Raw genomic sequence first — 21787 nt, forward strand, 5'->3', positions numbered from 1 at the left:
TCAGATCCCCACAGTGAAGCCGGCGGACCAGGACTGCATGTCCTGCACGATGCGGTCCCACGCACCGGTCAGCAGCAGCAGACCGGTCACGATCATCATGATGCCGCCCACGCGCATCACCCAGACGTAGTGGCGCTTGACCCAGCCGAAGGCGCCGAGCGCCTTGCGGAAGGCGACCGCGGCGAGCACGAACGGCACGCCGAGGCCGAGACAGTAGGCGACGGTCAGTATGGCACCGCGGCCCGCGCTCCCCTGCTGGGAGGAGAGGGCGATGACGGAGGCGAGGGTCGGACCGATGCAGGGGGTCCACCCGATGCCGAACAGCGCGCCGAGGAAGGGGGCGCCGACGAGCCCCGCGGCGGGCCTGCGGTGGAAGCGGAACTCCCGCTGCGTCATCCAGGGCATCAGGCCCATGAAGAAGACACCCATGAGGATCATGAGCACGCCCAGCACCTTGGACAGGACGCCCTGGTTCTCCTGGAGCGTCTGGCCGAAGTAGCCGAACAGGGCCCCGCCGGAGACGAACACGGCGGTGAAGCCGAGGACGAACAGGGAGGCGCCGGCGACCATCCGTCCCCGCCGGGCCTCGGCGAGGTCGGTACCGGTCACGCCGGTGACATAGGAGAGATAGCCCGGTACGAGCGGCAGGACGCAGGGCGAGAAGAAGGAGACGAGACCGCCGAGCAGGGCCAGCGGCAGGGCGAGCAGCAGGGCGCCGCTCATCACCGTCTGGTTGGGGTCGGTGGCGGCGGCGAACGTGGTGAGCGCGCTCACGTCACTTCTCCGCGAGGATCGGGGCGATCATCTTGCGCAGCTTCTCCTCGCTGAGCGCCGCCAGCGAGCGGGCGGCGATCTTCCCCTCCCGGTCGACGACGAGCGTGGAGGGGATGGCCTGCGGGTTGAGCGTGCCCTTGCGGAAGCGGAGGATCAGCTTGCTGCTGGGGTCGTACAGGCTGGGGTAGGTGACGCCGTACTGCTCCTCGAAGGCGAGGGCGCTGCGCACCTGGGGGTCGGCGACGTTGATGCCGACGAACTGCACGCCCCTGCCCTGCAGGTCCTTGGAGACCTTCTCGAAGTTGGGCGCCTCGGCGCGGCACGGAGCACACCAGGAGCCCCACACGTTCAGGACGACGATCTTGCCCTTGAAGGACGCGATGTCCAGCTGCTTGCCCGCGACGGTCTCACCCGACAGGTCGGGGACCTGCGCCCGCTGCCCCTTCTCGGCGGTGGAGATGCCGTCCTTGCCGAGGACGAAGTTGGTGCCGCCGCCCCCGCCCGAGGTGCCGCCGGAGCCGCAGGCGGACAGCAGCAACGCGGCGACGACGGCACCCGCGCCGAGGACTGCGGGGCGGCGCGGACGGATCCATGCGGCACTCATGTGAAAAGTTTCGCATGCCCGTTCTGAGGATCTTGCGCACCCCCCTTGCGGGGAGAAACCCGCATCTCAGCCGGCAGACGCGGAGCCGGTCGGCGACTTCGGGGCCGTAGGCGACTTCGGGGGCGCCGCCAGGAACGTCTTCCAGCCGCCGGCCGGCTGCTGGCCGACGTCGAGGGTGCGCAGCTTCTCGAGCACCTCGGGCTTCTGGACGTCGATCCAGTCCACGAACTGCCGGAAGGAGACGATGCGCACGTCCGCACCCTTCTCCTTCTCGCGCGCGATGTGCTTGAAGGCCTCCTCGACGGCGTCCATGTAGATGCCGCCGTTCCACTGCTCGAAGTGGTTGCCGACGAAGAAGGGCGCCCGGTTCGTCTCGAATGCCCGCTTGAATCCCTGTATGTACGCCTGGGAGGACTGCTGTCGCCAGCCCGGGTAGTTGTGGGCGGGCGCCTTGGTCGAGTTGACCGACTGGTTGGCGAGCATGTTGTAGTCCATCGAGAGGACCTCGAAGCCGCGTCCCGGGAAAGGTATCTGCTGCAACGGCAGGTCCCAGAGCCCGCCCTTCTTCTTCGGCCACACCTGACGGCCGCCCGGCGAGGAGGCGTCGTAACGCCAGCCGAGGGCACGGGCGGTGGGCAGCAGGTTGTCCTGACCGAGCAGACAGGGCGTGCGGCCGCCGACGAGTTCCTTGTCGTAGTCGAAGGGCAGCGCGGGCAGGTCGGTCCAGCCGGTGTTGGTCCGCCACTCCTTCACGAACTTCTTCGCCTGGTCTATCTCGCTGCGCCACTGCGCCGGCGTCCACTTGCCGACCGAGCCGTGGCCCTCGCCGCAGAAGTGACCGTTGAAGTGGGTGCCTATCTCGTGCCCCTCGAGCCAGGCGCGGCGGACGCCCGCGAGCGTCATCTTGACGTGCTCGTCGGTGAGATAGCCGATGTCGGAGGCGCCGCGGGGGTTGTTCGGCGGGTCGTAGAGCCGCTTCTTCGACTCGGGCAGCAGATACAGCCCGGAGAGGAAGAAGGTCATGCTCGCGCCGTGCGCCTTGGCGAGGTCGAGGAAGCGGTCGAAGAGTCCGTTGCCGACCTCGCCCGCGCCGTCCCACGAGAAGACGACGAACTGCGGCGGCTCCTCGCCGGGCTGGAGCGGCACCGGCTTGGCCGGCTGGTGGGGCTGCTTGCCGGTGAAGGACGTGGAGCCGTCGCCGAGGGGGCGGGCGGCGGCCGTCGGACGGGGACTGCCGGAGCCGCCGTCCTTGGCGCCCTTCTTCGAACCACCGGCGGGGGAGGGGTCGTCCGAACTCGTGAGGCTGCCGCAGCCGGCCATTCCGGCCACGGCCGCGGCTCCGGCCCCGAGTCCGAGTGCTCCCCTTCGGGTGATCGTGCGCATGGCGTCCTCGTTCATCAGATCCTCAGGTGGTCACCCATTCAGAGGACATGATGAACGACAAGGTTCCGCCCATAGTTCCGGATTCGGTAACAGAAGGGGGATTTCAGCCACGCGGCCGGGCCGGCGGAGTGGAGTGCCCGGCCGGACGGCCGTCATCACCCGTTATGCGCCGAAGGCCTTGCCCTTGCCCGGCACCGGCTTGGCTCCGGCGCGCAGGTGCGCCGGCACCAGGTCGAGGGCCGGTTCGGTGTACCCGACCGACATGATCCGGTCGCCCTGGTACGTGAACGTCGTCAGCGAGGCCAGCGTGCACTGCCGCTTGCGCGGGTCGTGCCACAGCCGCCGCCGCTCGACGTAGGACCGCACGATCCAGATCGGCAGCTGATGACTGACCAGCACGGCCTCGTGCCCGCGGGCCGCGTCCTTCGCCGCGTCCAGTGCGCCCATCATCCGCACGACCTGGTCGACGTAGGGCTCGCCCCAGGACGGCTTGAACGGGTTGACGAGGTGCTTCCAGTTCTCCGGCCGGCGCAGCGCCCCGTCCCCCACCCCGAACGTCTTGCCCTGGAAGACGTTCTCGGCCTCCAGCAGCCGCGCGTCGGAGGCCAGGTCGAGCCCGTGGGCCTTGGCGATGGGCGTCGCCGTCTCCTGCGCCCGCTCCAGCGGGGAGGCGACGACGTGGGTGACGTCGCGGGAGGCGAGGTGCTCGGCGACCCGGTCGGCCATCCGCCGGCCCAGCTCGGAGAGGTGGTAGCCGTCGAGGCGGCCGTAGAGCACGCCGTCGGGGTTGTGGACCTCGCCGTGCCGCATGAGGTGGACGACGGTGATGTCCTGGGCGGCGCCGTTCTTCTCGAAGGTGCTCATCAGGCCGTGGCCTCCGCAGCCGCTCGGGCCGCCGCCGGGAGGGCGTCGGCGATTCTCTGGACGGCCGTGTCGTCGTGGGCCGTGGACACGAACCAGGACTCGAAGGACGACGGCGGCAGGTAGACGCCGTTCGCCAGCAACGAGTGGAAGAAGGCGGTGAAGCGGAACGACTCCTGCGCCTTGGCGTCCTCGTAGTCGCGGACGGGACGGTCCGTGAAGAAGACGGAGAACATGTTGGAGGCGCTCTGCAGGGTGTGCGCGACGCCTTCCTTGGTCAGCGCCTCCGACACCAGCGACTGGATCCGTGTGGAGACCTCGTTCACCTTGGCGTACGCGGCGTCGTCGAGGAGCCGGAGCTGGGCCAGGCCGGCCGCGGTGGCGACCGGGTTCCCGGAGAGCGTGCCGGCCTGGTAGACGGGCCCGGCGGGCGCGAGGTGCTCCATGACGTCGGCCCGCCCGCCGAACGCCGCGGCCGGGAAGCCGCCGCCCATGACCTTGCCGAAGGTCATCAGGTCGGGCGTGACCCCGTCGATCCCGAACCACCCGGAGCGGCTGGTGCGGAAGCCCGTCATCACCTCGTCGGAGACGAACAGCGCGCCGTTGGCCCGGCAGGCGTCCTTGAGCCCCTGGTTGAACCCGGGCAGCGGCGGCACGACGCCCATGTTCCCGGGCGAGGCCTCGGTGATCACGCAGGCGATCTCACCGGGATGCCGGTGGAAGGCCTCCTGCACGGACTCCAGGTCGTTGTACGGCAGGACGATCGTGTCGCCGGCCTGCGCGCCGGTGACGCCGGGCGTGTCCGGCAGGGCGAAGGTGGCGACCCCGCTGCCCGCCGCCGCGAGGAGCGAGTCGACGTGCCCGTGGTAGCAGCCGGCGAACTTGATCACCTTGGTGCGCCGGGTGAAGCCGCGGGCGAGCCGGATGGCCGACATGGTGGCCTCGGTGCCGCTGGACACCAGGCGCACCTGGTCGACGGGCGCCACCCGCGCCACGATCTCCTCGGCGAGCGCGACCTCGCCCTCACCGGGCGTGCCGAAGGAGGTGCCGCGGGTGACGGCCTCCTGCACGGCGGCGATCACCTCGGGGTGCGAGTGCCCGAGGATCATGGGCCCCCAGGAGCAGACCAGGTCGACGTACTCCCGCCCGTCGGCGTCCGTCAGATACGGGCCGGTGCCGGACACCATGAACCGCGGCGTGCCGCCCACGGCGCGGAACGCGCGCACCGGCGAGTTCACGCCGCCCGGCGTGACCACGGACGCACGGTCGAACAGCGCCTGCGAGACGGGCGCATCGTATGAATAGGGCAGTTCGCTCATGACCTGCGACTTCTCCGACCTTCTCCGACTTGCTGGACTCCGGTTGCCAGTGACCTCCCAGGGTAGGCCAGCGGGGGCCGGGCCCCGCTGGCCATGCCCGCCGCGGCTGCTGCGGACCCGGCCGGTGCCGCGGCCGCGGCTCCCTCCGCGGACCCGGCCATGGCGCACGCGGCTCCGCCGGCCGCTTCACCATCTGCGAAACTGAGTCGGAACGGGCCTGACAGACGTAGCTCTCACCGACCGTGTGTCGAGGGACTGCGAGTTTTCCTGCGGACAGGTGTTTCACCGCACGTTTCGGCGGGCGGCCGTGGGGGAGGTCACTGACACGATGATCGGGTTGCGCGGCGGTGCCGGCGCGTCCTAGAAAAGCAGTCGGGTGGAGATATGCATCGCGGTGGTGGACTGGGCGAGGGGACTGACGACCTGGGTCCTCGACGTGCCCGGCGGGGAAGGCACCGGCGCAACGCGGAGGAAAGCGGCGAAGCACGACAGACACAGGCACAAGGCGCACCGGGTGAGTCCGAGCGGGTCGACCGACGGGTCGACCAGGTCGACCGACTCGAGGCGGGAAGCAGGAATGGTGGTCGGGTGGGGGTGACGTACAAGTACTTCGGCGCACCGGACGGCGCCACGGCGGCCCGCGTCCCGATCTCGATGCGCCCCGAGGAGCTCGGCGGCGACGAGCTCGGCATGAACGGCATGTTCACCAAGATCAAGCCGGAGACGATGGCCGCGATGGTCCTGACCGGCATCGAAGGCGTCCCGCTGCACAAGGTGCCCCCGCTGGAGCTGGTCGTCCTCCACCCCGACTACGCCGTCGTGAAGCTCCCCATGACCGTCGTCGACCCGCTGCGGGACATCGGCGAGGAAGCGGTGGGCGCGGCCGCCTTCATCTGGTCGACCGTCCCGGACCGCGGCGGCCCCCGGGACGCGTTCAACGTGTACCAACTGCTGCACGAGTGGCAGGACTTCTCGCACCGGCTGCACGAGGCCGGGCACCAGCCGTACTGCCTCGTATGGCCGTGAGCCGGGGCTGAGCGCGGTGCGGGCGGGGCCCCCGGCCCCGCCTTCGTCACCTGACGCCCGTCACCTCACGCTCGTCGCCTGACATCCGTCACCTGACGCCCGCTGCCGGGCCTCTCAACGCCGGGTCTGTCCGCCGGACACCGGGCCGGGCCACACGGCCGAGGCGTCGTCGCGGCCGGGGTCGGGCAGCCGGACCGGACGGACGGGGATCGTGCGGGTCCGCCCGTCCGAGACCGCCGTCCACGGGGCGGGGCGCCCCGCGTAGCACAGGGTGGTCAGGACGAAGACGTCGTCGGCGTAGACCTCGACGTACTCGCCGACCGTGAGGACGCGCAGCGCGGTGGCCGGCTCCGGCAGGACGGTCTCCCCCAGGATCGCGCCCTCGGGGCCGGTGACCCGAACGTTCTTGCCGTCGCAGCAGACCACCAGGGCGCAGCCGCCGTCGGCGTCGGTCCGCAGGGTGATCTCGACGCGGCCGCGGATGCCGATGTCGCCGACCGCGTGCAGCGCCGGTTCCTCCGTCTCCTCGCCCAGCCAGCCGTCCAGACCCGGCCACCACTCCAGGCGGGGCGCCGAATCCTGCGGCAGGACCAGGGACTTGGGCTGGGCGAGCATGCCGCGGCAGCGTTCCCCGGAGTCGGTGAGGCCGACACGGCGGGGGGTGGTGTGCAGGACGACCCGGGAGCCGTCGGGAGCGGCGATGACGCGCGGGGCGTAGGAGCCGGTCGGGCCGAGGGGACCGCGGCGGGTCCACGGACCGCGCAGCCTGGGTGCGGTCCACGCCTCGAAGCCGCGCGTGGCCCCGATGGAGCCGAGCAGCAGCCAACTGCCGTCGTCGAGGCGCTCCAGGACCGGGCACTCGAACTCGTCCACGTCACCGGGTGAGACGAGCGGCGGGTGGACCGTCCAGTGCTCCAGATCGTCCGAGGTCGCCCACGCCACACAGCCACCGGTCTCCACCGGGAGCGAGGCGTCCGCGGCGCACACGACCATGAACCAGCCGTCCGTCTCGTCGTCGCGGACGACGAACGGGTCGCGCCAGCCCATGCGTTCGCCGGTGCGGTACCAGCGCGCGTCCGCCTCGACGACCGGCCCCGTGCCGTGGCGCCGCCAGCCGGTGCCGTCGGTGCGGTCCGAGTACGCCAGCCCGACGGACTGCAGCGGCCAGCCGCCGGGGGTGAGACCGCGGACGCCCGTGTAGAACATCGCCGTCGCACCGCGGTCACCACCGTGGCCGTGGCGGATCGGGTGCATGGTCCACACCGCCCGCTCGTCGAAGCGGCCGGGCAGACCGTTGCCGAAGGCGGCGCCCTCGGGCCGCCAGCCGACCAGGTCCGTGGAGGTGGCCCGCCCGTAGGAGGTCTCCATCCGCAGATGGTCGAACTCGGCCGTCCACGGCCCCTGCAGATGCAGCACCACATAGGTGCCGTCGTCGTCGCGGAGCAGGGCGAAGTCGTTCACGCAGAGGCCGGGCGGGGCGTATCGCATGCACAGTTCCTGTCGGCTCGCAGCGCCCAAGCGTGTGCGCTGATCATCGATTCCTCAGGTCTCGCTTGGGAATCGGCCCAAGTAAAACTGAACGCAAACGCTTGCGCAACAGCAAGGCCGGGTTTACGGTCACGACACCCACAGACCACACCGACGTGAAACCGACGGGAGAAAAGCGCTGTGACCGTCAGCATCACCGATGTCGCCCGCGCCGCCGGAGTCTCGGCGTCCACCGTGTCCCGAGCCCTGCGCGGCCGGACGGGCGTCTCCGACGAGGTGCGCGCCCAGATCACCGCCGTCGCCGCACAGCTCGGGTACACGGCGTCCCGCTCGGCGTCCAGCCTGGCCAGCGGCCGCACCTTCACCATCGGGGTCGTCGTCCCGTACGTGGGCCGCTGGTTCTTCGGCACCGTGCTGGACGCCGCCGAGCACGTGTTCAGCGCCGCCGGATACGACGTCCTGCTGTACAACCTGGGCTCACCGGAGACCCGCAAGCGCTTCTTCACCAAGATGCCGGTCCGCAAGCGGGTGGACGCCGTGCTGTCGCTGCTCATCCCGGACGAGGAGGAGTCCGCCGCGCTGCGTTCCCTGGGAGTGCCGCTGGCCAGCACGGTCGGCGACGCCCGGCCCGGCTTCACCGTGGTCGGGATCGACGACCGCGCCGGCGCGGAGAGCGCCGTACGCCACCTGGCGAACCTCGGCCACCGCCGGATCGGCATGATCAGCGGAACCAGCGGCCCGCTGCACTGGACCACTCCCGTCGAACGCCGCCAGGCCTACCTGGACGTCCTGGCCGAATCCGGCATAGCGCACGACCCGGCCCTGGAAGCGGACGGCGACTACACCGTCGAGGGCGGTGAGCGGGCCATGACCGAGCTGCTGGCCGCCTCCCGGCCGCCGACGGCCGTGTTCGCCCAGTCCGACGAGATGGCGATGGGCGCGCTCCGCGCCCTGCGGCGGCACCGGCTGAGAGTGCCGGACGACGTGTCCGTCATCGGCTTCGACGATCACGAACTGGCCGACGTGGTCGGGCTGACCACCGTCGCCCAGCCGGTCGCCGGCCAGGGCGCCGAGGCCGCCCGGCTCCTGCTGCGACAGCTCGACGAGCCGGACGCCGAGCCGCCGGGGCATGTACAGATGCCCATTCGCCTGGTCCTGCGCGAGACGACCGCACCACCGCGCCCGCGCGGACCCCAGTGACCCCTCGACCGGCTCCCCGCCACGGCCGCCGGGCCCCCGAAGCCCCACGCACGGCCGGCGAAACCCGAGAGCCCCACTCCCCCACGCCGGAAAGCACCAGCACCTCGAACCCTCGCACCGCACGGAGGCACGCACCATGAGTCCGACCAGCAGAAGCCACCGCCGCACCGCCCGCACGGGCCTGGCGCTCGTCCTGCCCCTCGCGGCGCTGGCCGCCTGCGGCGGGGGCGGTGGCGCCGACACCTCCGCGGAGGCCGGCAGCGGCACGGGCACGATCAGCGTCTGGGCCCACCAGGGACAGAAGAGCGAGGACGCCGTACTGCAGAACGCGGTGAAGTCCTTCAACTCCTCCCAGGACAAGATCAAGGTCGAGCTGAAGCTGATCCCCGGCAACGACTACACCAAGACCATCACCGCCACCGACGCCTCCCAGCTGCCGGACGTGATGGAGTTCGACGGCCCGACCATGGCGAACTTCGTCTACAACAAGAAGCTCACCGCGATCGACGACTACGTCTCCTCCCGGACCATGGCCAACGCCACCGCCGCCGCCAAGGCGCAGGGCGCGGTCGGCGGCAGGCACTACGGCCTGGGCATGTACGACTCGGGCCTCGGCGTCTACGGCAACAAGAAGCTTCTCGACGCCGCCGGGGTGAAGTACCCGACGGGCCTGTCCGACGACTGGACGGCCGCCGAGTTCACGGCCGCGCTCAAGACGCTCAAGGCCAAGGACTCCGACGGCAAGACCCTCGACCTCCAGGAGAACAACGGCTACGCCACCGAGTGGGGCACGTACGGCTTCGCCCCGGTCGTCTGGTCGGCCGGCGGCTCCCTGCTGAAGGGCGGCAAGGCCGAGGGCGCGCTCGACACCCCGGCCGTGGTCTCGGCCGTGAAGACGTTGCAGTCCTGGAAGCCGTACGTCGACCCCAACACGGACGGCAACGCCTTCGCCAAGGGCCGGGTGGCGCTGAGCTGGGTCGGCCACTGGATGTACCCCGCCTACAGCCAGGCCCTCGGCGACGATCTCGTCGTCCTGCCGCTGCCCGACTTCGGCGAGGGCCCGAAGACCGGCCAGGGTTCCTGGGCCTGGGGCATCGGCGCCGACTCCAAGAACGGCAAGGCGGCCGGCGCCTTCCTCGACTACCTCCTCGACGACGCCAACGTCTCCGCGATGACGACGGCCAACGGCGCTCCGCCCGCGACGAGGAGCGCGCTCGCCAAGAGCTCCCTCTACCGGCAGGGCGGCCCGCTCCAGCTCTTCGCCGACCAGCTCGCCAAGCCCTGCGGTGACACCGACATCACCACCACCTGCGTCGCCGTGACCCGCCCCGTCACCGCCGGATACCCCACGGTCACCGCCAAGTTCAGCGAGGCGCTCAACTCCGTCTACGGCGGGGCCGACCCGAAGAGCGCCCTGGAGAAGGCCGCCCGCGCCATCGACCAGGACTTCTCCGACAACGACGGTTACAAGATCCAGTAGGACGCGTCGGCCGGGGCGGGCGCGAGCAGGACGACGCGCCCGCCGCAGCCGGGAACAGGACCCCCGTGAAGACCGTGGAACCCGCGCACGCCGCGCCGTCCGGCACGGAAGAGAACCCGCCCATGACCGCCCTGCCGCCGACGCGTTCGGGCCCGAGGAACCGGGACTGGCTGCACGGACTGCTGATGTCCGCGCCCGCCGTCGCCGGGCTCGTCGCCTTCGTCGGCGTCCCGTTCGGCTACGCCGTCGTCCTCTCCTTCTACAACGTCCGCCTCGGCTCCCCGCTGGCGCCCAGGTTCTTCGGCCTGGAGCAGTACCGGAGGCTGTTCACCGACCCGGACCTGTCGGGCCCCTTCCTGCGGGCCCTGCTCAACAACCTGACCTTCGCCGTGGTCGTCGTCCCCCTGCAGACCGGCCTGGCGCTGGCGCTGGCGATCCTCCTCAACCGCAAGCTGAAGGCGATCGGCGTCTTCCGCTCCCTGTTCTTCCTACCGGTCGTGTTCCCCATGACGCTGGTCGCCGTGATCTGGCGGCTCATCCTCGCCCGCAGCGGTGACGGTCTGCTCAACTCGACGCTGAACGCGGTGAGTTTCGGCAACTGGGGCGCCTTCGACTGGCTCGGCGACGGAGCCACCGCGATGGCCTCGGTCATCGTGCTGTCCGTGTGGCAGGGCGTCGGCTTCCAGATGGTCATCCTGCTCGCCGGCCTCCAGCAGATCCCCGGCGAACTGTACGAGGCGGCCGAACTCGACCGTGCCTCGCGGTGGCAGCAGTTCCGGCACGTCACGCTGCCCGGCATCCGCGGCACCCTGGTCTTCGTCGCGATGCTCACCTCCGTGCTGTCGTTCCGCGTCTTCGACCAGGTCTACGTCCTCATCCACGGCGGCGGCCTCGACGAGGACGCCACCCGCACGGTCATGTACCAGGCCGTCACCACCGCCTTCGACCAGAACAACATCGGCCGGGCGTCCGCGATCACCGTCGTCTTCTTCCTGATCGTCGTCGTCCTGACCCTCATCCAGCGCCGCGTCGTCCGGCCCGACAACGAGGACTGACATCCGCCATGGCCACGACCCGCGCCCCGCTGCGCCGTATCGCCGACTACACGGTCCTGACCGTGCTGGCCTTCCTCTTCGTGCTGCCCGTCCTCTATCTGCTCCTCGGCAGCCTCAAGCCCTCCGACGAGGTGCTGAACGGCCTGTCGGGCTTCCTCCCCACCCATCTGTCCTTCGACAACTACGCGCACGTCCTCGACGCGCTGAACTCCGACAGCACCGGCTACTTCTGGCGCTTCATGGGCGTCTCGCTGCTGGTCGCGTTCGTGGTCGTGACCGGCGGTCTCTTCGTCAACTCGATGGCGGCGTACGGCATGTCACGGTTGAAGTGGCGCGGCCGGGAAGCGGTGTTCACGCTCGTCCTGCTGCTGATGCTGGTGCCCTTCGAGTCGGTGGCCGTGCCGCTCTTCTACCTGTTCAACGACCAGCGCAACACGCTCTACGTCCAGGCGGTACCGTTCGTCGCCAACGCCTTCTCGGTCTACCAGTTCCACACCTTCTTCCGGCAGATCCCGCCGAGCATCGAGGAGGCGGCCCGCCTGGACGGCGCGGGCCCCTGGCGCACGTTCTTCGCGATCGTCGTCCCGATGTCGAAGCCGGCGTTCGCCTCGGTCGCCATCCTCACCTTCCTCACCCAGTGGGGCTCGTTCCTGTGGCCGGTCCTGATGGTCTCGGACCCCGCCCTGCGTCCCCTCCCCCTGGAGATGAGCGTCTTCCAGGGCCAGCAGCCCCCGGACTGGGGCCAGATCCTCGCCTTCGGCGTCCTCCTGGTCCTGCCCGTCCTGGTCGTCTTCGCGTTCTTCCAGCGCTGGTTCGTGCAGGGCGTCGCCAGCTCCGCGGTCAAGGGATGAGCGCGGCCCGGCCGTGCGCCGCCCCCTCCGTACCGGTGTCGCCGGTATGCACGGTGCATGTCAGGATGACGACCTGACAGTCACTCATGGACGGAGCCCTGCGTCATGTCCTCTGCCCTCGGCGGCGACGGCGGTCCCTCTCTGCGGATCGACACGAGCAAGCCGCACCCCGCCCGGATGTACGACTACTTCCTCGGCGGGAAGGACAACTACGAGGTCGACCAGAAGGCCGCCGAGCAGTTCATCAAGGCGGCGCCCGAAGTCCGGGTGGCCGTGCGGGCCAACCGGCGCTTCCTGCACCGCGCCGTCCGTCATGTCGTCGCCGAGGGCGGCGTCCGGCAGATCCTCGACATCGGCACGGGTCTGCCGACCGAGCCCAACGTGCACCAGGTCGCGCGGGCCGTCGCACCCGGGACGCGCGTCGCCTACGTCGACAACGACCCGATCGTCAGCACCCATTCGATGACCCTCGTGGACGACGCCGCCGACACCTCCGTCGTCCTGGCCGACCTGCGCGACCCCCGGACCGTCCTCGACCACCCCGACGTGCGCCGGGTGATCGACTTCGACCGGCCGGTTGCCCTGCTGCTGGTGGCCGTCCTGCACTTCGTCGCCGACGCGGAGGACCCGGAGGCCGTCGTCGCCGAACTCCGTGACGCGCTGCCCGTCGGCTCGTACCTGGTGCTGTCCCACGCGACGGGCGACCTCCACGAGGACGGGCGCGAGGAGGCCGCCGCCGTCTACAAGGGCGCGACCGCCAGCATGAACCCCCGCGGCCACTCCCGCGTCCTGGACTTCTTCGGGGACTTCACCCTGCTCGACCCGGGCCTGGTCCTGGTCCCGCAGTGGCGTCCCGACGAGCCGCCCGCCCCGGACACCCCGCCCATCGGCATCTACGGCGGAGTGGCCCGCAAGGACCACTGACCGGCCTCGGTCCCGCCCGCCCCACGGAGGTACGACCGCGGCGGGCGGCCACGGCGGGGCGACCGCGGCGGGGCGTCCACGGCGGCCGGGCTGCCGGGCTGTCGGCGGGGCGTCGGCCGGGCTCAGTTCCACTGGCCTTCGCCCTCCGGCCCCTCGATCTCCTGTTCCGCCCAGATCGTCTTGCCCCTGGCGCCCGGGCGGGCGCCCCAGCGCCGGGACAGCTGGGCGACCAGGAGCAGTCCGCGGCCGCCCTCGTCGTAGCTGTGGGCACGGCGCATGTGGGGCGCCGTGCCGCCGGAGTCGCTGACCTCGCAGATGAGGGTGCGGTCGTGGATGAGCCGCAACTGGACGGGCGGTTCGCCGTGCCGGATGGCGTTGGTGACCAGCTCGCTCACGATCAGCTCGGTGACGAAGGCGGCGTCGGCGAGCCCCCAGTCCGCCAGCCGGCCCACCGCCTTCTTCCGGGCGTCGGCGACCGCGGCCGGGTCGGCGTCCACGTCCCAGGTGGCGACGCGGGAGGCGTCCAGCACCCGGGTGCGGGCGAGGAGGAGCGCCACGTCGTCGGCGGGCATCCGGGGCAGCAGGCTGTCGAGGACCGCGTCGCACATGACGTCCAGGGAGGCCGCCGGGGCGGTCAGGGACCGGCACAGGCGGGCGGCGCCGTCGTCCACGTCGCTGTCGCGGGACCGGGAGGCGATGAGGCCGTCGGTGTAGAGGGCGAGCAGGCTGCCCTCGGGAAGCTCCGTCTCGAGCGCCTCGAAGGGCAGCCCGCCCAGGCCCAGCGGAGGCCCCGCGGGAAGCGGCAGCAGTTCCACCACGCCGTCCGGGCGCGCCACGGCGGGCAGCGGGTGCCCGGCCCTGGCCAGCGTGCAGCGGCGCGTCACCGGGTCGTACACGGCGTACAGGCAGGTCGCCCCGACGTCGCCCGCGTTCCCCTCGTCGCCGAGCGTGTCGGCCTCGGTGGCCAGCCGGCCCACCAGGTCGTCGAGGTGGGTGAGCAGTTCACCGGGGGGCAGGTCGATGTCGGCGAGGGTGCGCACGGCCGTGCGCAGCCGCCCCATGGTCGCCGAGGCGTGGATGCCGTGGCCCACCACGTCGCCGACGACGAGCGCGACCCTGGCGCCGGACAGCGGGATCACGTCGAACCAGTCACCGCCCACCCCGGCCCGCGCGTCGGCCGGCAGATAGCGGGAGGCGATCTCCATCGCGGACTGCTCGGGCAGCCGCTGCGGCAGCAGGCTGCGCTGCAGGGTGACGGCCGTCCTGCGTTCGCGGGTGTAGCGCCAGGCGTTGTCGATGCACACCGCCGCCTTTGCCGCCAGCTCCTCGGCCAGCACGAGGTCGTCGTGCTGGAACGGTTCCGGGCGCCGGTGCCGGGCCAGGACGGCGACGCCGAGCGCGGCGCCGCGCGCCGACAGGGGGACGGCGATCACCGAGTGGAAACCGAAGTCGCGGATGCGGGCCGTGCGCACCGGGTCCCCGGCGACCCAGGCGGGAAGGGCCGCCCGGGTCACCTGACGGCGGACGGCCCGTCCCGTGCGCAGGCTCTCGACCGGCGGCGAGCTCTCCGGGTACACGTCGACGTCGCCCGGCCGCAGGACCGCCTCGGGGACGCCCGGCAGCACCGACTGGTGGGCGACCCGGCGCAGCGGCAGGGGCCCGCCGGTCGTGGTCTCCTCCCGGCCCGCCTCGAACGAGGTCAGCAGGTCGACGCTGACGAAGTCGGCCAGGCCCGGCACCGCCACGTCGGCCAGCTCCTGGGCGGTCCGGGTCACGTCGAGGGTGCTGCCGATCCGGGTGCTGGCCTCGGCGATCAGCTGGAGGCGCTGGCGGGCCCGGTGCTGCTCCGTCGTGTCGTGCCCGGTGGACGCCACGCCCAGGACCCGGCCGTCCGCGTCCTGCACCCGGTAGAGATCGACCGCCCAGGCGTGCTGCCGGCCCTCGCCGGGGGCCCGCGCCACGTTCTCCACGTGCTGCGGCTCGCCGGTCTCCAGCGTCCGCCGCATCAGCCGCTCGACGTCCCGCGCCGACGCCGTGGGCAGGACGTCGGTGATCCGCAGGCCGCGCAGATACTCCTCGCCCAGTCCGAGCGCGCGCTGTGCGGCCCGGTTGGACCGGCGGAAGCGCAGGTCCGTGTCGTGCACGGAGGTCGCGCAGCAGGGGGAGTCGAGGAATCCCCAGTGCATGAGCGCGTCCTCGTCGGCCCGGGGCCGGGGCGACGAGCCCGGCACCGCGCAGACCAGCAGCCAGTCCCGGGTGCCGTCGTCCCGGGTCCGGTGATGCGCGACGACCCTGGCCTCGACGGGACGGCCGTCCCGATGCCGTACGACGAGCACCCCGTGCCACCGCGGCAGGTCGGCGAGGGCGAGCCCGGTGGTCGGGGAACCGGCGAGGAGCACGCCCGTGGGGGGCGCGTCGGTGGGAGGCGGGCCTGTGGCAGGCGGGCCGGGGAGGGGCGGTTCGGCCGTGGGCGGACCGGCCGGGGACGGTTCGCCGGGCGACGACTCGGTGGGCGGCGGGTCGGCCGGGGGTAGGCCGGTCGGGGGCGGGTCCGCCGAGGGTAGGTCACCGGACGGTGCCCCGGTCGATGGCGGGGCGGTGGAGGGCGAGACGCTCGAGGGCGGCCCGGTCGCGGGCGGGAGGTCCGGGGCGGGCGGGGTGTGGACCAGCAGGGTTGCGGCCGGGCGGCCGACGACCTGCTCCGGGGTGTAGCCCAGCAGTCGTGCGGCGCCCGCGTTCCAGCCCGTGACGGCGCCCTGTTCGTCGACGGTGACCCGCGCGGTGAGCACCTCGCCGACGGCCTCCGATGCCTCGCTCATCTCACTCTCCTGCGGAATGCGCAACCGGTATCATTCCCTGGTAAATCCACAGATACACGGAATCACTCACATTTCCGGGAGAACGCCGGGGCCGCCCGCCGTCGTCGGCCCCTCCCAGCGGCGGGCCGGGGGCGCCCCGGCGCTCACACCCCTTCCGGTGCTTCTTCCGCGCCCCGCCGCCCCTCCGGCAGGCTGCCGCCCACGGTGAAGCCGATCACCGAGCCGCCGCCCGCGCGCCGCGCGGCGAACGGCGCGCCGCCGTGGGCCAGCGCCACCTCCCGCACGATGGACAGGCCGAGGCCGGATCCGGGGCGGGAGCGGGCGTCGGCGGCGCGGTAGAAGCGGTCGAAGACGCGCGTGAGGTCCGCCTCGGCGATGCCGGGCCCGCGGTCGAGGACCTCGACGCGGACGACGCCCGGCCGGGCGGGCCCGGTGACGGCGATCTCGACGGGCGCGCGGCCGTCCCGGTCGAACTTGGTGGCGTTCTCCACGAGGTTGGACACCGCCCGCTGGAGCATGCCCGGCCGCCCGTAGGAGCTGGTGTCACCGCGCGCCCTCAGCAGGATCTGCCGTCCGGTGCGGCGTCGGGCGAGGGCCGCCACCTCCTCGGCGAGGTCGGCGAGGTCCAGCTTGCGCGGCGGCTCGGCGTCGGACTGGCCGGCCGCGAGGTCGACGAGCTCGTTGACCAGGTCGGTCAGCTCCCGGGCCTCCTGGCCGAGGTCCGCCACCAGCTCGTCGCGGATGTCCGGCGGCAGCTCGTCGATGCGGTGCAGCAGGGAGATGTTGGTCCGCAACGACGTCAGCGGCGTGCGCAGTTCGTGCCCCGCGTCCTGGACGAGCCGCCGCTGGTCCTCCTCCGACTGGGCGAGCCGGCCCAGCATGCGGTCGAACGCGCGGCCCAGCCGGCCCACCTCGTCGTGGCCGGTGACGGGCACCTGCACGCCGAGCCGCCGGGTGCGGGCGACGCTCTCGGCGGCGGTGGTGAGGATCACCAGGCGGTGCGTGATGCGCCGGGCCAGCCACCAGCCGAACAGCCCCGCGGCCGTCACGACCGCGGCCATCAGGATCAGCGTGCGCTGCTGGAGCGCCCGCAGCAGGTCCTCGGTGTCGCTGAACTCCTGCGCCACCTGGACCGCGCCCCGCCCGCCGCCGAGCGAGACGGTCGCGATGCGGTAGACGTCGCTGCCGACGTCGACGTCCTTGTGCTCGGCCATCCGCCCGGCGTCGGCGGCGCCCGCCACCGTGCGGTCGGCGGCCACCACCGGCAGACCGGGTGTGCCGGCGTCCACGACCCTCCCGTCCGGGCCGAGCACCTGCACGTCCGTGCGGGCCGGCCGCACGATGTCGTGCCCGGGCTCGGCCGAGGAGAAGTCCTCCGGCGCCATCCGCTGGTCGCGCACCTCGTCCCGCAGGTCCTGCACGACCTCGTCGAACACCGACTCCTGGTCGACCCGGACCAGCCGGGCGGCCGCCGAGTAGGACAGGACGCCGACGAGGACGGTGACGGCGGCGGTCACGGCCGCGAAGGACACCGCGAAGGTGGTGCGCAGCGACACCAGCTTCGGCCGCGGCCGGGACAGGAACGAGGGCAGCAGTCGGCGCAGCGTCGGGCGCTGACGGCTCACCCGCGCGGCCCTCAGTCCTCGCGCAGCACGTAACCCACGCCGCGCACGGTGTGGATCAGCTGCGGCGCGCCGGGCTGGTCGAGCTTGCGGCGCAGGTAGCCGACGTAGACGGCGAGGTTCTTGGAACCGGGGCCGAAGTCGTAGCCCCAGATGCGGTCGTAGATCGTGGAGTGGTCCAGGACGATCCCGGCGTTGCGCACCAGCAGTTCCAGCAGCTCGAACTCGGTGCGGGTGAGCTCCAGCTCCCGTCCGCCCCGCCAGGCCCGCCGCGCCTGCGGGTCCATGCGCAGCCCGGCCGCCTCCACGTGGCGCTCCGGCGTCGGCCTGGGAGCGTCGGGGACGGGCACGACGGCGTCGGCGCCGGTCCGGCGCAGCAGCGCCCGCAGCCGGGCGAAGACCTCCTCGACGTCGAACGGCTTGACGACGTAGTCGTCGGCGCCCGCGTCCAGTCCGGCGATCCGGTCGGCGGTCTCCACCAGCGCGGTCAGCATCAGGACGGGTGTGCGGTCGCCCTCGGCGCGCAGCACCCGGCAGACCTGGAGTCCGTCGATCCCGGGCATCATCACGTCGAGGACGAGCACGTCCGGCGGGTTCCTGTGGGCCTGCGCCAGCGCCTCGACGCCGTCGGCGACCGCGGTGACCCGGTAGCCCTCCAGGGCCAGGGCGCGTTCCAGGGCGTTGCGGATGGCACGGTCGTCTTCGGCGAGCAGCACGGTGGGAGGCACCCGCCCAGTCTGCCAAGGCCTCCGGCGGTTGGGCCGGGGGGAGGGTCGTACGGTCACCCTTCTTACTCGGCTCTCACCGTCCGGATGGGCGTGTCCGGGGGCTGCCGCCACCGGACCCCGCTTCGGCCCGAACGGCCTCGCCCTCGAGCGCCGGACGGGCTGAAGCGTCCCGACCCGGCACTCCCGGGTCGGCGCCGGGCCGGATTTCCCTGCCCGGCGCTCCGAGAGGCGGCGGTCACCGGGCGGCGAGTGCCGCCAGCCGGTCGGCGAAGGGCACCACCGTGACCTCGTCGCTGTCGGCCTTCGCCGGCCGGGACGACGGCGACAGCGCCGACAGGCCCGTCATCAGCGCGGTCAGCTCGCCCGCCGCGCGGTCGATCCGCTCCGGCAGACCCTGCGCGCCCCAGTCCTCCGAGGCCGCGTAGACGGCCGTCGGGACGACGACGGCGCGCAGGTAGGAGAAGAGCGGCCGCAGAGCGTGCTCCAGCACCAGCGAGTGGCGCGCGGAGCCGCCGGTGGCGGCGACCAGCACCGGCTTGCCGGCCATCGCGTCCGGGTCGAGCACGTCGAAGAAGGACTTGAACAGGCCGCTGTAGGACGCGGAGAACACCGGAGTGACGACGATCAGTCCGTCCGCCGCCGTCACCGCCTCCAGCGCGGCCGCGAGCCGCCGTCCGGGGAAGCCGTTGGTGAGGTTGTGGGCGATCTCGACGGCCAGGTCGCGCAGCTCCACGACCTCGACGTCGACGGACGCGTGCCGTTGCACCGCCCCGGCGAGCCGGTCGGCCAGCAGCCGGGTGGACGACGGGACGCTCAGCCCCGCCGAGACCACGACGAGCCTCATGCCACGACCTCCTTCTCCGCCTTGCCCCCGTCGGCCCCGTCGTCCTGCTTCCGCGCGAGCAGCGACCCGTGGGTCGGCGCGTCCGGCACGTCGGCCGGACGGCCCTCGGCGAACTCCTTGCGCAGCACCGGCACGACCTCCTCGCCGAGCAGGTCGAGCTGCTCCAGCACCGTCTTCAGCGGCAGCCCGGCGTGATCCAGGAGGAACAGCTGACGCTGGTAGTCGCCCGCGTACTCGCGGAACTTCAGGGTCTTCTCGATGACCTGCTCGGGCGTGCCGACGGTGAGCGGGGTCTGGTCGGTGAAGTCCTCCAGGGACGGCCCGTGCCCGTAGACCGGGGCGTTGTCGAAGTACGGCCGGAACTCGCGCACCGCGTCCTGCGAGTTCCTCCGCATGAACACCTGGCCGCCCAGGCCGACGATGGCCTGCTCGGGCGTGCCGTGCCCGTAGTGCGCGTACCGGGCGCGGTAGAGCTCGACCATCCGCCGGGTGTGGTCGGCGGGCCAGAAGATGTTGTTGTGGAAGAAGCCGTCTCCGTAGAACGCGGCCTGCTCGGCGATCTCGGGCGAGCGGATGGAGCCGTGCCAGACGAACGGCGGCACGTCGTCCAGCGGGCGGGGTGTGGAGGTGAAGCCCTGCAGCGCGGTGCGGAACTTCCCCTCCCAGTCGACGACGTCCTCGCGCCACAGCCTGCGCAGCAGGGCGTAGTTCTCGATGGCGAGGTTGATGCCCTCGCGGATGTCCTGCCCGAACCAGGGGTAGACCGGGCCGGTGTTGCCGCGCCCCATCATCAGGTCCACGCGCCCGTCGGCCAGGTGCTGGAGCATCGCGAAGTCCTCGGCGATCTTCACCGGGTCGTTCGTGGTGATGAGGGTGGTGGAGGTGGAGAGGACCAGCTTCTCCGTCCGCGCGGCGATGTAGCCGAGCATGGTGGTCGGGGACGAGGGCACGAACGGCGGGTTGTGGTGCTCGCCGGTCGCGAAGACGTCGAGGCCGACCTCCTCCGCCTTCAGCGCGATCGCCACCATGGCCTTGATCCGCTCGCGCTCGGTCGGCGTACGGCCCGTGGTGGGGTCCGGCGTGACATCGCCGACGCTGAAGATCCCGAACTGCATGGTCGCTCACCCTCCAGGTTGTTGACGCTTCAACTATACCCGGAGAACGGCGACCCGCCCATGGCTATTCCCCCGCCGCCGGCCCTGGCCACTGCCGGCGACCCGCCCCCGGCGTTCCCGGCCGCTCCCCCTCCGTTCACCCCTTCCAGTGCGGGTCGCGGCCGGTCCGCGCGAGCAGCCGTTCGAACGGCGACGCGCCCTCGGCCGCCGCCACCGCCTCGCCGAACACCCCCATCCGCCGGGCCGTCGGCTCCAGCACGGCGACCGCCCCGGCCAGCTCCGCCACCACCGCCTCGTCGGCCTCCGGGAACTCCTGGCCGGTGGCCCGCGCCAGATCCCACACGTGCACGGTCAGATCCAGCAGCGCCATCGAGCCGACCAGCCGCGCCGGCATGTCCATCGCGCCCGTGGTGCCCTCCTCGGCGCCCGGCGCGGACCAGGCCGCCACCAGCAGGTCCGTCTCCGCCACCAGCCGCGCGCGCCAGTCCGGCCCCGCACCAACCCGGTCGGGGGCCTCCCCGAAGTCGGACGCCTCCTTCGCCGCCAGCCGCTGGAACTGGACGACCACCTGGAACACATGGTTGACCAGGGCCTTCACGTCGTACTCCGCACAGGGCGTGGGGTCGGCCAGCGCCGCGTCCGGGATGCCCCGCAGCACCGGCCCGACCCGCTCGCGCGCCCTGCCGAGCAGGTCGCCGATACCGTACGCGCTCCCCCGGCCGTCACCGGAGCCGATACCGTCACCGCTGCCGAACCCGCGGTCGATGCCGCTGTCGTCGCCACTGCCGCTGTCGTCGATGTCCATACCTCGACCGTAGGGACACCCGACACCGCCCGTCTTGAAGAAACGCGACGTACGATCCGGTCCATGGCCGCCCCCCGCCGCGACACCCGCGGGATCGTCGACCCGGCCGGGCTGCTGGCCCGCGTGCGGTTCCGCCGCCACCGGCCCGCCGAGCCGCTGCGCCGTCACGTCGAGACGTACTGGCTGATCGACTGGGACCTGCCCGAGCCGTACGCCTCCCACATCGTCCCGCACCCGTCCGTCAACCTCACCTTCCAGTGGGAGGAGGCCGACGGCCCGGCCTACGGCGAGCTGACCGGCGTCGCCCGCGGCCTCTACACCCGCAGGCTCACCGGCCGGGGACGGGTCTGCGGGGTGAAGTTCCGGCCCGGCGGCTTCCGCCCGTACGCCCCCGCGGAACCCGTCACGCACTGGACCGGCCGTGTCCTGCCCGCCCGGGACGTCTTCCCCCGGGCCGGCGGCGACACCCCCCGGACGGTGACCGGACCCGCCGACGACCTGGACCGGGTCGCCGCCCTCGACGCCTTCCTGCTCTCTCTCGACCCCGAGCCCGACCCGCGCGCCGACCAGGCCATGGACCTGGTCGAGCGGATCCGCGCCGACCGGACCGTGCGCCGTGTCGCCGACCTCGCCCACGCCGAGGGCCTCTCAGTACGGGCGCTGCAACGGCTCTTCGCCGCCTACGTCGGCGTCAGCCCGAAGTGGGCCATCCTCCGCCACCGCCTGCACGAGGCCCTGGAACTCGCCGGCACCCGGCAGGACCTCGACTGGGCCGGCCTCGCCGCCGACCTCGGCTACGCCGACCAGGCCCATCTGGCCCGCGACTTCACCACCACCGTCGGCCTCCCCCCGGCCGCCTACGCCCAGGCCGCCCGTACCCCATAGCCCC

19 protein-coding genes are annotated in these 21787 nt (G+C 72.4%); 7 read left to right on the forward strand and 12 right to left on the reverse strand.

Annotated features, from left to right (window positions below; translation table 11 throughout):
• From C6376_RS06460 to hemL, 5 genes are all read right to left on the reverse strand, one after another.
• Nucleotides 1–723 carry a cytochrome c biogenesis CcdA family protein gene (locus tag C6376_RS06460; RefSeq protein ID WP_107448805.1) on the reverse strand — a complete coding sequence of 241 codons (723 nt, stop codon included), beginning with the start codon at nucleotides 721–723 and terminating at the stop codon, nucleotides 1–3.
• Nucleotides 724–775: 52 nt separating this feature from the next.
• Complete coding sequence (locus C6376_RS06465; RefSeq protein ID WP_107442537.1) at nucleotides 776–1378, reverse strand: TlpA disulfide reductase family protein; 603 nt, start codon at nucleotides 1376–1378, stop codon at nucleotides 776–778.
• Between the two features lie 66 nt (nucleotides 1379–1444).
• The gene (locus C6376_RS06470; protein ID WP_107448806.1) at nucleotides 1445–2761 is read right to left on the reverse strand and encodes a hypothetical protein; all 1317 of its coding nucleotides are present in this window, start codon (nucleotides 2759–2761) and stop codon (nucleotides 1445–1447) included.
• 162 nt (nucleotides 2762–2923) lie between these two features.
• Nucleotides 2924–3625 carry a histidine phosphatase family protein gene (locus tag C6376_RS06475; protein WP_107442538.1) on the reverse strand — a complete coding sequence of 234 codons (702 nt, stop codon included), beginning with the start codon at nucleotides 3623–3625 and terminating at the stop codon, nucleotides 2924–2926.
• Nucleotides 3625–4941, reverse strand: coding sequence for a glutamate-1-semialdehyde 2,1-aminomutase (gene hemL, locus C6376_RS06480; protein ID WP_107442539.1), 1317 nt, complete (start codon nucleotides 4939–4941; stop codon nucleotides 3625–3627). The genes C6376_RS06475 and hemL overlap by 1 nt, the downstream gene beginning before the upstream one ends.
• A 384-nt stretch (nucleotides 4942–5325) precedes the next feature.
• On the opposite strand from hemL, the gene C6376_RS06490 reads away from it, so the two are divergent.
• The gene (locus C6376_RS06490) at nucleotides 5326–5967 is read left to right on the forward strand and encodes a hypothetical protein (RefSeq protein WP_107442540.1); all 642 of its coding nucleotides are present in this window, start codon (nucleotides 5326–5328) and stop codon (nucleotides 5965–5967) included.
• Nucleotides 5968–6081: 114 nt separating this feature from the next.
• Here the strand turns inward: C6376_RS06490 and C6376_RS06495 are convergent, their stop codons facing one another.
• Complete coding sequence (locus tag C6376_RS06495; RefSeq protein ID WP_107442541.1) at nucleotides 6082–7455, reverse strand: mucin-1; 1374 nt, start codon at nucleotides 7453–7455, stop codon at nucleotides 6082–6084.
• Between the two features lie 180 nt (nucleotides 7456–7635).
• Here C6376_RS06495 and C6376_RS06500 point away from each other — a divergent pair, with 180 nt between their 5' ends.
• The 5 genes from C6376_RS06500 to C6376_RS06520 all read left to right on the forward strand — a co-directional run bounded on the left by C6376_RS06500 (nucleotide 7636) and on the right by C6376_RS06520 (nucleotide 12965).
• Nucleotides 7636–8655: a LacI family DNA-binding transcriptional regulator gene (locus tag C6376_RS06500; RefSeq protein ID WP_107442542.1), complete on the forward strand. Its 1020-nt coding sequence runs from the start codon at nucleotides 7636–7638 to the stop codon at nucleotides 8653–8655.
• 136 nt (nucleotides 8656–8791) lie between these two features.
• Nucleotides 8792–10135, forward strand: a complete 1344-nt coding sequence (locus C6376_RS06505; RefSeq protein WP_107442543.1) for a sugar ABC transporter substrate-binding protein — start codon at nucleotides 8792–8794, stop codon at nucleotides 10133–10135.
• Nucleotides 10136–10200: 65 nt separating this feature from the next.
• Nucleotides 10201–11190, forward strand: a complete 990-nt coding sequence (locus C6376_RS06510; protein WP_107442544.1) for a carbohydrate ABC transporter permease — start codon at nucleotides 10201–10203, stop codon at nucleotides 11188–11190.
• Between the two features lie 8 nt (nucleotides 11191–11198).
• Nucleotides 11199–12041: a carbohydrate ABC transporter permease gene (locus C6376_RS06515; RefSeq protein WP_107442545.1), complete on the forward strand. Its 843-nt coding sequence runs from the start codon at nucleotides 11199–11201 to the stop codon at nucleotides 12039–12041.
• 105 nt (nucleotides 12042–12146) lie between these two features.
• Nucleotides 12147–12965, forward strand: a complete 819-nt coding sequence (locus C6376_RS06520) for an SAM-dependent methyltransferase (protein ID WP_107442546.1) — start codon at nucleotides 12147–12149, stop codon at nucleotides 12963–12965.
• Nucleotides 12966–13087: 122 nt separating this feature from the next.
• Here C6376_RS06520 and C6376_RS06525 read toward each other — a convergent pair whose 3' ends face one another.
• The 6 genes from C6376_RS06525 to C6376_RS06550 all read right to left on the reverse strand — a co-directional run bounded on the left by C6376_RS06525 (nucleotide 13088) and on the right by C6376_RS06550 (nucleotide 20898).
• Nucleotides 13088–15784: a SpoIIE family protein phosphatase gene (locus C6376_RS06525; protein WP_107442547.1), complete on the reverse strand. Its 2697-nt coding sequence runs from the start codon at nucleotides 15782–15784 to the stop codon at nucleotides 13088–13090.
• A 143-nt stretch (nucleotides 15785–15927) separates the two neighbouring features.
• Nucleotides 15928–17388: an ATP-binding protein gene (locus C6376_RS06530; RefSeq protein WP_173985864.1), complete on the reverse strand. Its 1461-nt coding sequence runs from the start codon at nucleotides 17386–17388 to the stop codon at nucleotides 15928–15930.
• A 32-nt stretch (nucleotides 17389–17420) separates the two neighbouring features.
• Nucleotides 17421–18134, reverse strand: a complete 714-nt coding sequence (locus tag C6376_RS06535; RefSeq protein ID WP_173985592.1) for a response regulator transcription factor — start codon at nucleotides 18132–18134, stop codon at nucleotides 17421–17423.
• Between the two features lie 235 nt (nucleotides 18135–18369).
• A complete protein-coding gene (locus C6376_RS06540; RefSeq protein ID WP_107442549.1) occupies nucleotides 18370–18978 on the reverse strand; it encodes an FMN reductase in 609 nt (202 codons plus the stop codon).
• Nucleotides 18975–20093: an LLM class flavin-dependent oxidoreductase gene (locus C6376_RS06545; RefSeq protein WP_107442550.1), complete on the reverse strand. Its 1119-nt coding sequence runs from the start codon at nucleotides 20091–20093 to the stop codon at nucleotides 18975–18977. The genes C6376_RS06540 and C6376_RS06545 overlap by 4 nt, the downstream gene beginning before the upstream one ends.
• A gap of 136 nt (nucleotides 20094–20229) precedes the next feature.
• Complete coding sequence (locus tag C6376_RS06550; protein ID WP_107442551.1) at nucleotides 20230–20898, reverse strand: TIGR03086 family metal-binding protein; 669 nt, start codon at nucleotides 20896–20898, stop codon at nucleotides 20230–20232.
• Between the two features lie 63 nt (nucleotides 20899–20961).
• Here C6376_RS06550 and C6376_RS06555 point away from each other — a divergent pair, with 63 nt between their 5' ends.
• The gene (locus tag C6376_RS06555) at nucleotides 20962–21783 is read left to right on the forward strand and encodes a helix-turn-helix domain-containing protein (protein ID WP_107442552.1); all 822 of its coding nucleotides are present in this window, start codon (nucleotides 20962–20964) and stop codon (nucleotides 21781–21783) included.
• Nucleotides 21784–21787: the final 4 nt, after the last annotated feature.

This window comes from Streptomyces sp. P3 (assembly GCF_003032475.1).
Taxonomy (GTDB): Bacteria; Actinomycetota; Actinomycetes; order Streptomycetales; family Streptomycetaceae; genus Streptomyces.

Excerpts from the sequence above, each read along its gene's own strand:
- C6376_RS06465 (WP_107442537.1), bottom strand. The coding sequence starts at position 1,378 with ATGAGTGCCGCATGGATCCGTCCGCGCCGCCCCGCAGTCCTCGGCGCG.
- C6376_RS06545 (WP_107442550.1), bottom strand. The coding sequence starts at position 20,093 with ATGCAGTTCGGGATCTTCAGCGTCGGCGATGTCACGCCGGACCCCACC.
- C6376_RS06490 (WP_107442540.1), top strand. The coding sequence starts at position 5,326 with ATGCATCGCGGTGGTGGACTGGGCGAGGGGACTGACGACCTGGGTCCT.
- C6376_RS06520 (WP_107442546.1), top strand. The coding sequence starts at position 12,147 with ATGTCCTCTGCCCTCGGCGGCGACGGCGGTCCCTCTCTGCGGATCGAC.
- C6376_RS06470 (WP_107448806.1), bottom strand. The coding sequence starts at position 2,761 with ATGCGCACGATCACCCGAAGGGGAGCACTCGGACTCGGGGCCGGAGCC.
- C6376_RS06460 (WP_107448805.1), bottom strand. The coding sequence starts at position 723 with ATGAGCGGCGCCCTGCTGCTCGCCCTGCCGCTGGCCCTGCTCGGCGGT.
- C6376_RS06550 (WP_107442551.1), bottom strand. The coding sequence starts at position 20,898 with ATGGACATCGACGACAGCGGCAGTGGCGACGACAGCGGCATCGACCGC.
- C6376_RS06475 (WP_107442538.1), bottom strand. The coding sequence starts at position 3,625 with ATGAGCACCTTCGAGAAGAACGGCGCCGCCCAGGACATCACCGTCGTC.
- C6376_RS06555 (WP_107442552.1), top strand. The coding sequence starts at position 20,962 with ATGGCCGCCCCCCGCCGCGACACCCGCGGGATCGTCGACCCGGCCGGG.
- C6376_RS06515 (WP_107442545.1), top strand. The coding sequence starts at position 11,199 with ATGGCCACGACCCGCGCCCCGCTGCGCCGTATCGCCGACTACACGGTC.
- hemL (WP_107442539.1), bottom strand. The coding sequence starts at position 4,941 with ATGAGCGAACTGCCCTATTCATACGATGCGCCCGTCTCGCAGGCGCTG.
- C6376_RS06505 (WP_107442543.1), top strand. The coding sequence starts at position 8,792 with ATGAGTCCGACCAGCAGAAGCCACCGCCGCACCGCCCGCACGGGCCTG.
- C6376_RS06525 (WP_107442547.1), bottom strand. The coding sequence starts at position 15,784 with ATGAGCGAGGCATCGGAGGCCGTCGGCGAGGTGCTCACCGCGCGGGTC.
- C6376_RS06540 (WP_107442549.1), bottom strand. The coding sequence starts at position 18,978 with ATGAGGCTCGTCGTGGTCTCGGCGGGGCTGAGCGTCCCGTCGTCCACC.
- C6376_RS06495 (WP_107442541.1), bottom strand. The coding sequence starts at position 7,455 with ATGCGATACGCCCCGCCCGGCCTCTGCGTGAACGACTTCGCCCTGCTC.